At 46.9% G+C, this 14,120-nt stretch carries 13 protein-coding genes; 8 read left to right on the forward strand and 5 right to left on the reverse strand.

Annotation, left to right across the window (positions count from 1 at the left end; all coding sequences use genetic code 11):
- The gene (locus EHO60_RS06430; RefSeq protein ID WP_135767322.1) at positions 1–1,536 is read left to right on the forward strand and encodes a tetratricopeptide repeat protein; all 1,536 of its coding nucleotides are present in this window, start codon (positions 1–3) and stop codon (positions 1,534–1,536) included.
- Positions 1,533–2,681 carry a tetratricopeptide repeat protein gene (locus EHO60_RS06435; RefSeq protein WP_135767323.1) on the forward strand — a complete coding sequence of 383 codons (1,149 nt, stop codon included), beginning with the start codon at positions 1,533–1,535 and terminating at the stop codon, positions 2,679–2,681. The genes EHO60_RS06430 and EHO60_RS06435 overlap by 4 nt, the downstream gene beginning before the upstream one ends.
- Here EHO60_RS06435 and EHO60_RS06440 read toward each other — a convergent pair.
- Positions 2,678–3,676, reverse strand: coding sequence for a metalloenzyme (locus EHO60_RS06440; protein WP_135767324.1), 999 nt, complete (start codon positions 3,674–3,676; stop codon positions 2,678–2,680). The two genes, EHO60_RS06435 and EHO60_RS06440, sit on opposite strands and share 4 nt — an antisense overlap.
- An 80-nt stretch (positions 3,677–3,756) precedes the next feature.
- Here EHO60_RS06440 and EHO60_RS06445 point away from each other — a divergent pair, with 80 nt between their 5' ends.
- Genes EHO60_RS06445 through EHO60_RS06465 form a run of 5 tightly spaced genes read left to right on the forward strand, consistent with a single transcriptional unit; the run spans position 3,757 to position 8,239 of the window.
- Complete coding sequence (locus EHO60_RS06445) at positions 3,757–4,770, forward strand: hypothetical protein (protein WP_135767325.1); 1,014 nt, start codon at positions 3,757–3,759, stop codon at positions 4,768–4,770.
- Positions 4,767–7,004: a hypothetical protein gene (locus EHO60_RS06450; protein WP_135767326.1), complete on the forward strand. Its 2,238-nt coding sequence runs from the start codon at positions 4,767–4,769 to the stop codon at positions 7,002–7,004. The genes EHO60_RS06445 and EHO60_RS06450 overlap by 4 nt, the downstream gene beginning before the upstream one ends.
- A 22-nt stretch (positions 7,005–7,026) precedes the next feature.
- A complete protein-coding gene (locus tag EHO60_RS06455; RefSeq protein ID WP_135767327.1) occupies positions 7,027–7,623 on the forward strand; it encodes a tetratricopeptide repeat protein in 597 nt (198 codons plus the stop codon).
- Entirely contained in the window at positions 7,623–7,826 is a 204-nt protein-coding gene (locus EHO60_RS06460) for a CopG family transcriptional regulator (protein WP_135767328.1), read from the forward strand. Before EHO60_RS06455 ends, EHO60_RS06460 begins: the two co-directional genes overlap by 1 nt.
- Positions 7,823–8,239, forward strand: coding sequence for a hypothetical protein (locus tag EHO60_RS06465; protein WP_135767329.1), 417 nt, complete (start codon positions 7,823–7,825; stop codon positions 8,237–8,239). Before EHO60_RS06460 ends, EHO60_RS06465 begins: the two co-directional genes overlap by 4 nt.
- On the opposite strand, the gene EHO60_RS06470 is transcribed toward EHO60_RS06465, so the two are convergent.
- From EHO60_RS06470 to serC, 4 genes are all read right to left on the reverse strand, one after another.
- Positions 8,201–10,063 (reverse strand): fibronectin type III domain-containing protein, encoded by a 1,863-nt coding sequence (locus tag EHO60_RS06470; protein ID WP_135767330.1) that lies wholly within the window; start codon positions 10,061–10,063, stop codon positions 8,201–8,203. The two genes, EHO60_RS06465 and EHO60_RS06470, sit on opposite strands and share 39 nt — an antisense overlap.
- Before the next feature lie 28 nt (positions 10,064–10,091).
- Positions 10,092–10,526, reverse strand: a complete 435-nt coding sequence (gene rpiB, locus EHO60_RS06475; protein ID WP_135767331.1) for a ribose 5-phosphate isomerase B — start codon at positions 10,524–10,526, stop codon at positions 10,092–10,094.
- A 64-nt stretch (positions 10,527–10,590) separates the two neighbouring features.
- A complete protein-coding gene (locus tag EHO60_RS06480) occupies positions 10,591–11,172 on the reverse strand; it encodes a hypothetical protein (RefSeq protein WP_135767332.1) in 582 nt (193 codons plus the stop codon).
- A 5-nt stretch (positions 11,173–11,177) separates the two neighbouring features.
- Complete coding sequence (gene serC, locus EHO60_RS06485; RefSeq protein WP_135767333.1) at positions 11,178–12,269, reverse strand: 3-phosphoserine/phosphohydroxythreonine transaminase; 1,092 nt, start codon at positions 12,267–12,269, stop codon at positions 11,178–11,180.
- Between the two features lie 162 nt (positions 12,270–12,431).
- On the opposite strand from serC, the gene EHO60_RS06490 reads away from it, so the two are divergent.
- Positions 12,432–14,117: a P83/100 family protein gene (locus tag EHO60_RS06490; protein ID WP_135767334.1), complete on the forward strand. Its 1,686-nt coding sequence runs from the start codon at positions 12,432–12,434 to the stop codon at positions 14,115–14,117.
- Positions 14,118–14,120: the final 3 nt, after the last annotated feature.

Below are 14,120 nucleotides of genomic sequence, written 5' to 3' on the forward strand. Positions count from 1 at the left end.
ATGAAGACCCGCGCTCGGATTCTATTCTTATTCTGCCTTTTTGCGCTAACCGGTATAGCGGACGCTCAACAGCAGGAAGTTTTGCGTGCGGATACCGAAATGTACGGTGTTGCAGGTTCCATAAACGTGGAAATTCTAAAGGACGGTAAATCCGTTCGGATCATCTGGGAACCTCCCCGAGAGACGGGCGAGATCATCGTCGCTAGGAGTCCTAGCGTGATTGATGTTCCCGAAAAATGCTATATCGCGGATTCTCTGGGTAAATTTCCGAGCGGGATTGCGAACGGCGTAAATCAAATTTACGATTATAATCTCCGACCGGGGACGTATTATTATGCGGTTGTATTATCCCATCACGTCCGAAAAAAAGATCTCAAACTCGTCGCAAATAGGAACTTTACTACGATTCCGATCGTGATAGAACAAACCAAAGACAACTCGAATCCGCCTACCGAGGATGATAAGAGGAAAAGTCTTGCTGACGATGCGCGTGTGACGGACATTTCGGTAAAACGGGAAGGGAAATATCTTCGAGTCTCCTGGGAACCGATCCGAGCGGGGCTTTCAGGAGAAACCATCTACACGGTGTATCGATCTGCGGAGCCGCTTTCTAGTCTAAGTCTGATGCGCAAGGCGGAAAAGTTAGCCGAAGTCTCCCATCCCGAAAACACCTTTTTAGATCAGGATCTCCATAAGTCCCAGACTTTATATTACGGAGTTTCCGTTAAGCAGGGATTGAAAGAAGTCATTCCGCTGATACAGAACCAATCTTTTGTCCGTCAATTTTACGTTTATGATCAGGACAAAAGAAAGCCTCCGGGGCAGGATGATTCCGTCACTCGACCGGACTATTCTTTCGACGAAATGCACGTGAAAGATTTGAATGCGGCTACCGTAGACGGTGGATTCCGATTGGATTGGAAGGCTCCGGAGAATCCGGATGAAAATACGATCTATTCCGTTTATCAAGCCGCCAAACCTTTGTCAGGTGGTCTCGCCACCTTTTTGGGCGGAAACGTCAGAAAATTAGGGGAGGTTTCCCATCCGGAAACGAGCGTAATGGTCCGGATGAAACCCTCCAAAAGTACCGTATATTTCGGTGTCACGGTCAAACGCGGAGACAAGGAAGATTTTACCCTTTCGCAAGATAGTTCTTATGTAGCAGTCGCAGGCTCGGGAGAAGGACAAACGGCCGAACAGGAAGCCAATAAGGAACCGACATCCGACAACGGAAATAAAAATTCTCTGGCAGGAAATTCTTTGTCGGATGAGGAATTGAATCGGATCCTAAAAGCGACGTATTGGAAAAAGGATTTTTCGGAAGCGATTCGACAGTTGGCTGCATATGAACAAGTCGAGAACCCAGATCTCCGCGGAAAGGCGAAATTTTTTGTCGGCCTGTCTTATTATAATAGCGGAGAATACAGAAGGGCACTGCAATATTTCGTTCAAAAAGAAGTGAAATCCTATAACCCGGATCGGACCGAGTTTTGGACCAAGCATTGTCTCGCAAAGATCGGCGGAGGAAGGCATTGAACCGTTCCATCATATTAGTAACCGGATTCTTATTCATATGCGCCGGTTTACTGACCGGTATTTATACCGCATTGATTCAGGAGAACGACGGCGGAAACAGAAGCGTTCTCGAAAAGATACGGGAAGGCGAGGAGTATCTTAAACATTCCAACGCTAAATCCACCGAAAAAGCTTTGGATATTTTCTCCGAACTTTCCGCTAAAGAACTTCCGACCCAATTCGTTTTCCGTATAAAATACGATCTAGGCAGAGCATTAGAAAAAACGAACGATAAAATGTTGGCCCTAGGTATATATCGAGAGTTGAATCAGAAGGATGATCTTTCCCGTGAGGAGAGAGCGAAAGTCGCCTACGGGCTCGGCAATCTGTTGTTGAAATTGAATCGGGACGAGGAAGGAAAGGGGCATTTGGAGGAAGTATTACGGATTTCCGGAGATAATAAACTGCGCTCCAACGCTCTTTCCGCTATCGCCGATTATTATATGAAGAAAGGAAACTATGAACTCTCCAGAAAGAATTACGTTCTCGCGTTACAAGAGGATCCGGAAAACGTAAAGGCTCGGGTTCGCTGGGGAAAATCTCTACGGAAAATGGGCCGGGACTGGTCCGCATACGACGTCTACGAAGATTACGTACAAGCTGATGCTTACTTCGACAAAGATAAGAGTTCCGTGGATTCCGAATTCAGGACGGGATTGCTGGAGAAAGGAAGGCAACTTTATTTCCGTAAACAATATTACGGAGCGATCGATGCTCTGAAAAAAGCTCTTGATCTAGGGGTCAGCGAAAAAGCCAGGGAACAGGCTTGGTATTTTATCGCGGAGAGTTACGATTCACTAGGCAAATCGGATTCCGCATTACAATATTTGAATAAGATTTTGGAAAACTCCGATTCCACTATGGACCAGACCGCTTTATTCCGGAAAGGGACCATTTATTTTAGACGAGGAAATTACGAAAAGGCTGCGTCCATATTCCAGGAAGCGAACGACAGGAATCATGACAATGCACTCGGTAGGAAAGCCGCAGCATGGAAGAAAGAGGCTCTGGATCAGATCGAGGACGATTTGAATTACAGGGACGGAAGTTCCGCAAAAGCGAAGCCCGCGCAAGATGATTCCACGGACGACGACTGGAAATACTAGATAGAAGTTTTGGAATCCGCCATTTCGGATTCCCCGGAAACTTTGATGAATTCCTCTTCGGACATCGCCAATTCTATACCCAGACAATCGTAGATCGCATGGGGAATATCTTTTAATTGCAGGATCTTATCCTTCATTTGCTCCGTGTATCTACCGTACAGGATCGTCGGAACCGAATTTAAAGTATGAACGTCGACGCTTAAATCTTCCAGATTACCGTGATCCGAGGTTAAGATGAGTTGGTCCTCCTCCGGATCCATGGCCTCTAACACGCCTAAAAGGAATTCTTCCAAATCCTCGATGCAACGTTCCGCACCGGTCCAACTCATTTTATGTCCGACTTTATCGGTTAAAAAATATTCGTATATGCACAATGTATGATCCGCTCTTACTGCCGGTACGATCTCCTTTCCCGTTTTGTATGGATCCTGTTTTTCCAGGATCGGATCCTCTTTGTCTATATAATCGCGGCCGAATTTTCGAAGGAAATCTCTGCTGATATCCATATATAACCCTTTTCCGGCTCGTAAATCGTCCATTCCTTTCAGGGATTTATTTCCGGCCAATTGGATCAAAGTGGAAGCCGAAACTTGACGCGGGTTTTTCTTTACGTGCTCCGTAAATCCGGGGGTATAGCAGTTCAGTAGGTCGGCCTTAAAGCCACGCTCTTCCAGAATTTTCACGATGGAATATTTGGCGATGATGCGTTTCAGTGTGAAGGTGGGAAAACCGCTCATGTGCCGGTTTAAGACGCGACATGCGTTGATTCCCGTCCAGAGAGAAGTTTGGCCTGTGGCGCTTTGCGGGAGTCCCTTGATTCCCATAGACGCGTCTGTCCTCAAGTAGACCAATTCTCTTAAGCGAGGTGGGGAATCTGGCGGGAGGTTTTTTCCTCCTAGGGGGAGAAAAATCCCCTTTGCATATCTGGAAAAAGGGTTTTTTTCCGGGTCGTTTTCCCCGAATCCGATCCCATCGATAAAAACGTAAAAAATCATCTTATGTATGCCTAGCGACGAATTCGAAGATCCCGACAATTAGACTGATCGGATCGGACGGATTGGCCGATACTAAAATAGTGAACCCTCGTTTTCGAAGCAGGCGGATTCGGATCCTTTCCCTGATCTTGCTATGTCCTATTCTTCTTTCCATTCCTTTTTTTCCCGCCGCTTGGAAGGAATCCCTTTTCTTTTCTCCCGTCCAGATTCTGAATCGAGCCTACCTCGTAAAAAAAGAGAAGTTTGCGGAAGAACTCCTAAATCGATTTACGGATACATATTACGATTTCGGGCTAAGAATCGAATATATCATTCGGAAATATCCGTATTCGAATACGGAAAATCGCGTCGGGGACATAGGTAGAGAGTTACTTTTGTCGAATCATTTGGACTTCGTACGAATTTACGAATCTTCCTTTCGGCTTGCCTATTCTTCCGACACTGTGAAGCCGATTTTTCAGGTCGATTTAAGATTGGGAGGATTGGAGATTCGCCCCGGCGAGTGGGCTGTAGATGGACAAGGGGATCTTCTCTACCGGACTTCCGACGGCCTTTTCTATTTCCAAATGTCTAAGGAAGACGCAGATCGCATCGTTGCCGAATCCAAGGCGACCCGCAGATCGTATCTTCCTAGTTTTGCCTACGACGGATTTTTGTACATAGCCTTCCAAAGAAAAGGACAACAATTCGATCTTCTGGAAACGAACCTGGCTCCCACCGCTTCCGTATTGCCCGGTAAAGACGCCCGTTTGAATTCTTTTGTCGACGATGAATCTGCAGGCTCCGAGATTTATTCCTCCGTTTTGAAATCTTCCGAGAGAAAAACCTTCTCTGAAGGAGTGACTTGGCAAAGATTTAGAAAGGGGTCCATCGAATTATTTTTGAATTCTCCGCAGCCGCCTCGGCCACAGCAGTTGTTATCTATTTTAGGTGCTCTAGGCGCTTCCTTTTTGGCTTTGCTCGGAGGTTTGTTGGGGGGAAGCCTTTACGGCTCTTTAAAGAACGAGGCCAGATTTACGGAGAGGGAGAGTCGATTGAGGCTGAAATTGAATCTTGCGGACATCTTGTCTAAAATTCGGGGTGAAAATCGATGATCGGATCAAAATTACGCGTACTTCTCGCTTTTGCCTGTCTGTTTTCGGTGCTCGTCTTTTGGGTTGAGCCTTATTTCCCCGACGGCGTTTATTACCGATCTAAGCTCAAGACGGCGTTCACGTCGTTTAACAAAAATCTTGTAAACTTGGAACGTGAAATACGGATTGGCGATCCGAGCCTATTGGATACGCAAAATCTACCGGTGCCCGTACGAAAATTCGCCATATGGGATTCTTTGGACAAGACGGGCTCTGCTCCCGAGTTCGAAACTCTCGCGATAAAGCAGCTATTGATCCAAGCTTGGGAAGGAAAGACGAGCCGACTTTTGAATCTGGAGGGGGAGCCGGTATTCTTTGTTCCGATTTATGATAAGCAACTCGCGGTTTTGGCCGTCTTGGACAAGGATAAATTCTATTTCGACGTAGAAGGTCGGAGCGAATATTTTTTTCCGGAACTGAAAATCGGATCTTTTAAAGAATGGGGCTCTCGGAAAAGGGGAGCCGACCCGATTCGAATTTCGGAGGACTTACTTCTCTCTTTAAAGGAGAACGGCAATGATTTCCAGGCAGTTACCATAGGGGAAACCGAATACAGGGCTTATTATTTATCTTTTCCCGAAAACCAATCCGCGTTTATACAGGGTTTTTTTCTTCTCGTTCCGGAAGTAAATTCCAAACTTTTAATGTTTTTTCCTCTATTATTCGCGGCTTTGCTGACTCTGGATCTTGCGATATTTTTCCTAAGAAGAAGATCGACTAGATCCCTGCATAAAAATTCGGATATCGCTCGGCTGACGAAATTGTTATCGGAGAGAATCGCGGAGGAAACTCTGAAGAAGATCGAATCGGCCCGATCTTCGGCACCGGCGGAAATTCCGTCGCCTTCCCCTCCGGTATACGAAACGGTGAATTTATCCGGCGATACGTTCTATGTTTTGCCTTTCGATCTTCCAAAGGATTCCTTTCTGACTCCGAAATTTTTACGAGAACCGAAACACCGAGTCGCGGGATCGGCAGCGTATCCGATACCCGAATTGGTTTCCGTAGCGGAACCTTCGACGGATTTCGTGGAAACGATCCAAAGGAAAAGGGACTCCATTTTTACGGACGAATTGGCAAGGCTCGTGGATAAGGTTCGATCCGGAAGCGTGGAGGAAATTCCGGCGACGGAGGAGAAACCGAAAGATAGCGGACTCCTCGCGAAAGCCCTGCGAGTGAGCGGACTCGCAGAGATCGGATTGAAGGCCGCCAGGGGGATCGCTCTCCAACATAAATCCAGATTTTTTCTTTGGGCCAGAGCTTGGTGGGGAATACGCAAGACGGATCCGAACGAGGAAATTGCCCTTTCGGAACGTTTCCGTACTTGGTTGGACGAACAACCGATCCGGGAAAAGAGAAAAGTCCTGGAGGTTCTAGACGAAATTCACCAAGGTTTGGATTCCTCTTCCTCTTCGCTTTTGAAGTATTATCTGACGATCTTTTCGTCGTATCATCTGAAATCCTTCACCATCCATTTCTATGACAGGAGAAAGGGAGCATATCTTCCCGTGGTCACGTCGGGAATGCAACCGTACACGAGGCAAAATATGATATTCCTGTACGGGGATCAGTTTTTGGGGGAAGAGAACAATCAGGTTTCTATTATAGACGTTACGGAGGAACGTAGAAACGATCATTTCTTCCGGAAAAAATTCGATCCTGCGGATTTGGACGGAGTGATTCGGATCGTGTCTTTTCCTTTGTTCAAGTCCGGTTTGGATTTTCGATTTTTTCTGTTGTTTCCCGATCCTCCGAATTCCGATTTTGCCGACCGAATCCTGGAATCCGTGGAACGATCCATCGATCCCGTGGAGGAAGCATTTCTGCAACTCGAGATAGAGCATGCCTCCCACGCGATCCAGGACAAACGAGACCTTGTTCAGATTCAGTTCCTATTACTTCGCTGGGCGACTCACGGCGAAAGAAGTCGATGCAATCTGTTTAAGATTCGATTGAAAGGACAAAGGGATTATGATTCCGCCGAAAAATGGAGAAAGACGGTTCTGGAACGAGTACAACCTTTGCTAGGAGCCGAGGACTATGCGTTCGGGGTATCCCCGAGCGAGATATTCGTTCTTTCTCGGGAGGAAATGAAAGAAAGTCTTTCCGAAATTTTGGAACAGACAGGCGAGAGCTGGGAAATCGTACCTATGCCTTATCCCGAAGGCGGTAAGAATCTTTACACGTACATTTGATCCGGTCGGGATCGGGATTCCCATGCTCAAAATTTTTTTTGCCGCCTTTGCCATCGTCTTCGTTTCTGGTCCTTTGGTTTCCCAGGAGGAAAACCGCAGAGAATGGAATAAGAACGCAAAACAGAAGATTTTGATCCTGCATCAAAGCGGACAGGAAGCTCAGAGTCTCCCTTTTTTGGAGGAATATGTTAGAAAGAATCCGGCCGAATTGATGTTCAGATTGTATTTGGCCAGGGCATTACTTTGGAGGTCCGATCTAGAATTGCCTAAGTACGACGAAGACGTTTTTTCCAGAATGGAAAAAACGAAGCGGATCCGGGACAACTATCTAAGATCGGCCGGCATCTTCGAAGAGTCTCTCGACCGTCTTTCTAAAATCTCTCCGCGGGATCCGGATCTAGGAAAATGGTTTTTTTTGTGGGCGTTGGCGGAGTGGTATGCCGGGCGGGAGGACAGGGCCATTCAGATTTTCCGCAAATCCTTCAAATACGATTTTCGTTTAAACCAAGCGAATTATAATATAGGGGCGATCTACGAAAGTTTGGGACAACTTAAAGATTCTCGTATTTATTTCGGAACGTACTTGAAAAACGAAAAGGAGCTGAAAGAAGAGGAGTGATGGCACGCGTAGAACGCCGATTCCAAATGCTCCTGACCGAGGAAGAATTCGAACTATTGAGGAGAGAGGCGAGCGAAAGAGAAATGTCCGCTTCCGAATTGCTTAGGACCTGCTTTCGAAACGAAATTTTCCGCTCCGACACATATCGTCGATTGGAAGCGTTAAAAGAACTGGCCCAGATCTATTCCGGAACCGAGATTTGAAGTTACTTCTCGCTAAAAATTCCTTTTATACCTTGCTTTTAGGCGAATCAAAAGCTAAGAAAGAGATCCAAAATGCGCTTGAAGCGCTTACTAAAAAAAACGCGTTGTTTTGCGTTTCTTTAGCGTCCGTCCAAGCGATTCTTTCCATGGAACGCGACTTTTCGCGAAGGGAAATTCTTTGGGCGCAGTCCAAAAATTTTTTCGCCGAAATCCTTCCGGTCAAAAAGGAGGAAATCTCCCTTGCATTAAAACTGTCCGCCTCGGCGGACTTGAACTGGGAGGAGTGGTTGGACGTGGCTTCCGCATCCCTTTCCGACCTAGACGGAATTTTATCTCTGGATTCCCGGTACAGAAAACAGACTTTGATGAAAGTTCTACTCGCTGAGGAAATAGACCTCGACGGGGTCGCTTAACGGACTGATCTGGTCCGCACCGTCCGCCGGATCGTAGAGCGAATTGTAAGCGGCAATCTTAAAATAGAAGGTAAGTCCTTTTTGTAAAAACAGAAGTTTTTTGTCATAAGGATCCGAAATCGGTTTTTTCTTTTTTCCCTTCGAGAGTTTATGTTTGTCTTCTTCCGGTTTTTCCGCGTTCAAGCTGATCAATCGATTGTCGATGCACTGGCAAAGTTTTTGCCCGCCCGTCTTCTGTTTGTTCGGACAGGACGGGTCCTCTCCTCGGACGGGGTCCAGATATTCGCTCATCGGATGTTTTTCCCGATCTGAGATGGACAGGACGGGCATTTTGCCTTTTTCCAGATCCGTACGAGTGCCTTTTAGAATTCCGACCATTCTGTTCGGGCCGACTCCATAATGAATCACGTATCCGCCGGCTTTTCCCCGGACTTCCTTTTCAGGATTCGGAGTCCAACTAAGACATACGCGGGGACTTCCCGTGTCAGGATAGGCGTCGTCCATGTACACAACCTGCAAACCCATAGGCTTGACTGGAGGGAGGTTCTCGTTATACGAAAAAGATAAACTTTCCAGTTCGGGACCCGTATTTCCGGAAGCGTCCGACTTGAATTTCAGCTTCGCTTGAAAATACTTGAAACGAGGAAGATTCTTATCCAACGGGATCTTATACGTCTGGAACTTCCTCTGCGCAGGCGGTGTTTCCGTTTCTTCGTCCGAGGAAAGATCTTCCTGCAAATAATCTTCGAGTTTTCTGAGATCTACGGACTTCCAATTCGGTCCGTCTTCCCCGGATCGAGGAAAGGGGCGAGGAGAAAATCGAAAATACAATTCCAAAAAGGAGGATTTCGGTATCTTTGCTTTCAAGGTCAGACCTTCCGGCACCGAATTCGTATACTTCGTTTTATATACGGGGGAGACTGCGGTTCCGAATTTGGCTCCCGCAGTAAAAGAGGATTGGTCGTAGGTTTGTCCGCTATAGGGAGTGGAAAGTTCCTCCAAGTCCGGCGCTCCCTTGGCCGTCAGAAAATCGTCTAACCAGCCGTAAAAATTCTCTCCCAAAACGAACGGAGTGGTATCTTCCGGATGAAATCCGATGCGGACGATCGACTCTCGGCGCGGAAGGGTCGCTCTATCGTTTTCCTTTCCGTTCACGTAAAATACGATCTCCCTTTGCATCGGGCGAAAATGGATTACAAGGTGATTCCATTTCGATCTGGAAATTCTTTCCCTTCCTACGATTTTAAGGGAGGAAAAGGTTTTATTCTCTTTTTCAAAAAAATTATAAAACTCTAATACGGGAATCTCATCCTTTATTTTTAGATCCCAGCCGAAACGTTTTCCGCGAGTGTACAATCCTTTGTTTAAGAGAGTGGCTTCCTTATCCAAAGTTCCCGGTAAAAGGAATAGGGATATATAATATTCCTCTTTTAGATCGGAAGAGGTCAGGATTCCTTTCGTTTTACCGGAGATTTTGATTCCGGATCTTTTTCCGGCAAATCTGGCGGATCTTTTTCCCGTGTGAGACTGGGACTCGTCCACCATGTAGGAGGAGGAGAGGACGCGGTATCCGCCGGTTTTATCCTGTAGTTCCCCTGCCTGTTCTTCTTCGAAATCGAAAAAGAGATCGGCCCCCTGTTTTCTATCTCTAGGGGCCAGGTCCATGATCAGAGTACCGTTGTCGGATTTTTTCAGCCTTAGATCTTTCGTGTGAAACGAATTTAGGACGAAAGACGCCTTTTCCGGAAAAAGCGGCGTGATATTTAGGAGCAGCAGAAAAAAAGATAGGGAGATTTTACCGAAGGAAGTACCGAATTTCCTCATCCTAGTCATCCCGATCGGCAATCGCTATTTAGCTGATCGAATCCAATTGACCCACGCGTCTCTCGTGACGTCCCGCTTCGAAAGTTGTGGTTAGCCATTTTTGCGCGATACGGGCGGCTAGATCTTTTCCTAGAACACGTCCGCCCAGAACGAGGACGTTGGCGTTATTATGGCGTCTTGACATTTCCGCCGTGAATTCGTCGTGACAGAGCGCCGCCCGGATTCCTTTGAATCTATTTGCCGCGATCGAAGCTCCGATCCCTGTCCCACAAAGGGCGATCAGTCCTTCCACTTCGCCAGAAAGTACTTTCTTGCAGGCTTCGCCTATGACGAGCGGATAATCTACGGAAGATTCGTCCCTAGTTCCGTAGTCGAGGATGTCCACCGAATTTGCCAATTCGTGTCTAAGATATTCTTTTAACTCGAATCCCCCGTGGTCGGAGGCGATGCCTATTTTTTTCATGTCCTGACGTTAACGTACGGGCGGGAATTTACGGATTCAAGCAAATTCCTTGAAAAGGAGGATTTTAATCGCCGACGCTTTCTTTCAGAAATTCGGGAGCGGTCTGGAAGAATTCCCAATGTTGCAATAACAAAGCTAGATAGAGATTCGTAAAGGATTCCAGAGGTAAGGGTTCTTCCGAAAGAGAAAGCGCTTCCGCGTCGAACAGACGGTTTAAAAGTTCCCTTTTGGATTGTAGAAACGTACGGACCTCTTTTTCCTCCGTCGCGGAAAAACGGATCGTTTTTTCTTCCGAGAGAAGGTGGTTTTCGTAGAACGAATACAGTAGCTCCCTGGTTTCCCGGTAACGTCCGTAGTCCGACAAGAGAAGAATCTTTTCTTCCTTGGAAAGTCTTAGACGATGCACGCATTCCAAGCTTTGGTAGAGCGACTTGGCTTCCGAAACGGAAATTCGTTCCACCCACCGCGCTTTTTCCTCAGTAGGGAGCTTGGAATTGTAAAAATCCTTGATCTCTTTCGGAACATTTCCGGCGGAAAAACAGACGGAGGCTCTCGTCGCGGTGCGGAAGTACAGGGGTGCGGATTGGATTTCCCCCGAAAAGATTCCGGCCACCAGGAAGAGGCCGATAAGTTCCAAGCGGTTCATTCTTTTTAAGCGGAGGCTTCGAAATCTTTCATGAATTCGATCAGGGCCGCGATTCCTTCCTTCGGCATGGAATTGTAGATGGAAGCTCGCAGTCCGCCTACTAGACGATGTCCTTCCAGCCCATGCAGTCCTCGTTCTTCCGCCCTTTCCACGAACTTCGCTTCCAAGGATTTATCTTTTAACGTAAACACTGCATTCATCGTGGATCGATATGGCTTCTTGACGGGAGCGCCGTATAGAGAGGAGGAATCCAGATAATCGTAGAGTAACTTCGCCTTTTCCTCGTTTTCTCTTTCGATCGCCTCGACGCCCCCCTTTTGTTTGAGCCATTCGAAGACCAGCTTTGCCATATATATAGAGTAAGTAGGCGGAGTATTGTACATGGATTTGTTTTTGATCGTCAGGCCGTAGTCCATCAAAAGCGGGATTGCGCGGCCGGAACGACCGATGAGATCCTTTCTGATGATTAAAACGCTGAGTCCGGACGGTCCGATGTTCTTTTGGGCTCCGGCAAAAATGATTCCGAAACGAGATATGTCTATTTTACGGGAAAGAATTTCCGAAGTCATGTCGGCGACTAACGGAGCCTTCGTCAATTCCGGTATGACCGGATACCTGGATCCGAGCAGAGTATTGTTGGAAGTGATATAAACGTAAGACGCTGTTTCGTTTATGTTGGCATCGGTCAATCGGGGAATTTCCGTATAATGGTGGGAATCGCCGTCGTAGATCTTTTGGACGGGGTTATAGCGAAGGGCTTCTTCCATCGCCTTCTTGGCCCATATCCCGGTTATCGAATAGTCGGCACTTTCTCCTTCCTTCAATAAATTCAAAGGGATCGCGGAAAAATGCAACGTGGCTCCCCCGGAAAAAAAGGCGATTTCGTAATTTTCCGGAACCGAGAGTAGTTCCCGTAAGAGCGAAAGCGCTTCGTCCAAAACCTCTCCGAACAACTTGCCGCGGTGGCTGTCTTCCATGATGGACATTCCGGAAGCTCGGTAATTCAGGAATTCCGAGGCCGCCTTTTCCATTACGGGCGTAGGGAGCATGGCCGGTCCGGCGCAGAAATTGTAGATTCTCCGATGAAACTCGCGCATGGAGCTAGGGTAAAAATCCTTCGTTCGGGGGCAACTTTCTTCCACCGAACGGGATACTCGTCCGGGAAAAATCCTTGGCAGCGGGGTCCGAAAGAGCGTAGGATAGCCATTCGTATCTCGCGTTGCGTTCATCGCAAAGTTGCATTTCCAAGGAGTTCAAACATGTCACGGATTCGACCGATCGTCCTCTTGATCGCTTCTATCTTCGTTTGCGGGCAAATTCTAGCCCAAACGGGTCCTCGTCTGGGGGAAAGAGAGATTCGCTCTTCCGGGAGGGTCAATTTCGTAAACCGTTCCGCCGCTAGGGCCGACGAGGAAACGAGGGGAAATAATGCGAAGACAGGTGCGGATTTAGCGGAATCCCTGAAGAAGAATCCTCAGACTCCCGCCAGCGAAGAAGGGATCACAGTAGTGAGAGTCCTGCCCGAGGAGAAAAAATTCGGTGCGGACATTTTTAGCTTAGGTAAGGAAACGGAATTCGGGCACATCAATTCGATCCAACGGATTTTGGCCGGTTACGTAAAGGCGAACTTCGGCTACTCCGAACAGAATTCGGATACTCTCGCCACTTATATACTCTATTACAATGCGATCCATAGAAAAGGTACGGCTTATGTGAAGGGCAAATACGGCGCCGAAGTGGTCAAGAACCTGACTCCCGAAAAGATCGGAATCGCGAGACGGTACAATGAATGGCCCGATAAGACTCAGATCATTATTCCGATCGTAGGTAATATTCTTTCCGAAGACGGAAGGGACGTACACACGGACGAACTCGAAAAGGAAGTCAATAAGGATCTGGATAAGAAAAAGGAAGGTCAGGAAGATAAGAAAAAAATGGACGACCTCCAAAAGGAAAAAATCCAGGACGAAAAAAAGAAATTAGAAGAGAAGAAAGAGGAAAACAAAAACCAGCAGAAACAAGCGGCCGAAAAAGAAAAGAAAATCGAAAGGGAGCTCCAGGAATTAAATAAGGACCCTGTAAAAAACAAACAAAAAATCACCCAAAAGCAGGAAGAGAAAAAACAGGTCCAGCAACAGCAGCAGCAAGCCAAAAAAGAAGAGCAGCAGCTGAAGGAGAAGGAAAAGGAGATCTCCAAAAAAGAGGAAAGCCGCAAGTCGGATACCAAGTCCGATTCTAAATCTTCCGTGAGCGATTCTTCCAAGACCGAATCCGGTAAGACTTCCTCTGCAGATTCCAAAAAGACGGATAGTCCCGACGATAAAAAGAGCAAGGAAGAACTTCAAAAAGAACTGAAGGACACCAAACAGGAACTGCAAACCGCCAAGGAAGAGCAGAAGAAAAAAGAGGAATTCGATAAAAACGTGGTCGGCGGAAAAATCCTATTTTTAAAGACCTTAAAATATCTTTCCGACGGGCATTACAGCAACGAACTGCACGTACTGGACCCGAGTAACGACGACGAAATTTCCAGAGGAGAATTCAATAAGATCTGCGGAAGAACCTTCGAAGTATTGGACGGTAAGGCTCTCGTGGTCGGCTACGAATCCGACCATTCCGCGGAACACAAACTCATATTGATAGACCAGGAAACGCTCAAACCGGCCGTTTGGTCCAAGGATTCCGTATTCTGGCGTTCCCCCATGATTTTGAAGGGGGAAGATGTGTACGCTTTCGAAGAGAAGGACGGAAAATATTTCTTGGCCCGCTTCGACAAAGGACTGAAGAAAACGGCGTCTTCCGAAGACGAAATCAGCCCTAACTCTAACGTAACCTTTTATGGAGATAAGATTTACGTGACCGGAAAAGAGGAAGGGTCCGCTTCGACTCAGATCAGCGTATTCAACAAGGGTGATCTAAAACTGATCAAGAAAATCAAGCCTTGAAGA

The organism is Leptospira fletcheri, assembly GCF_004769195.1.
Taxonomy (GTDB): domain Bacteria; phylum Spirochaetota; class Leptospiria; order Leptospirales; family Leptospiraceae; genus Leptospira_B; species Leptospira_B fletcheri.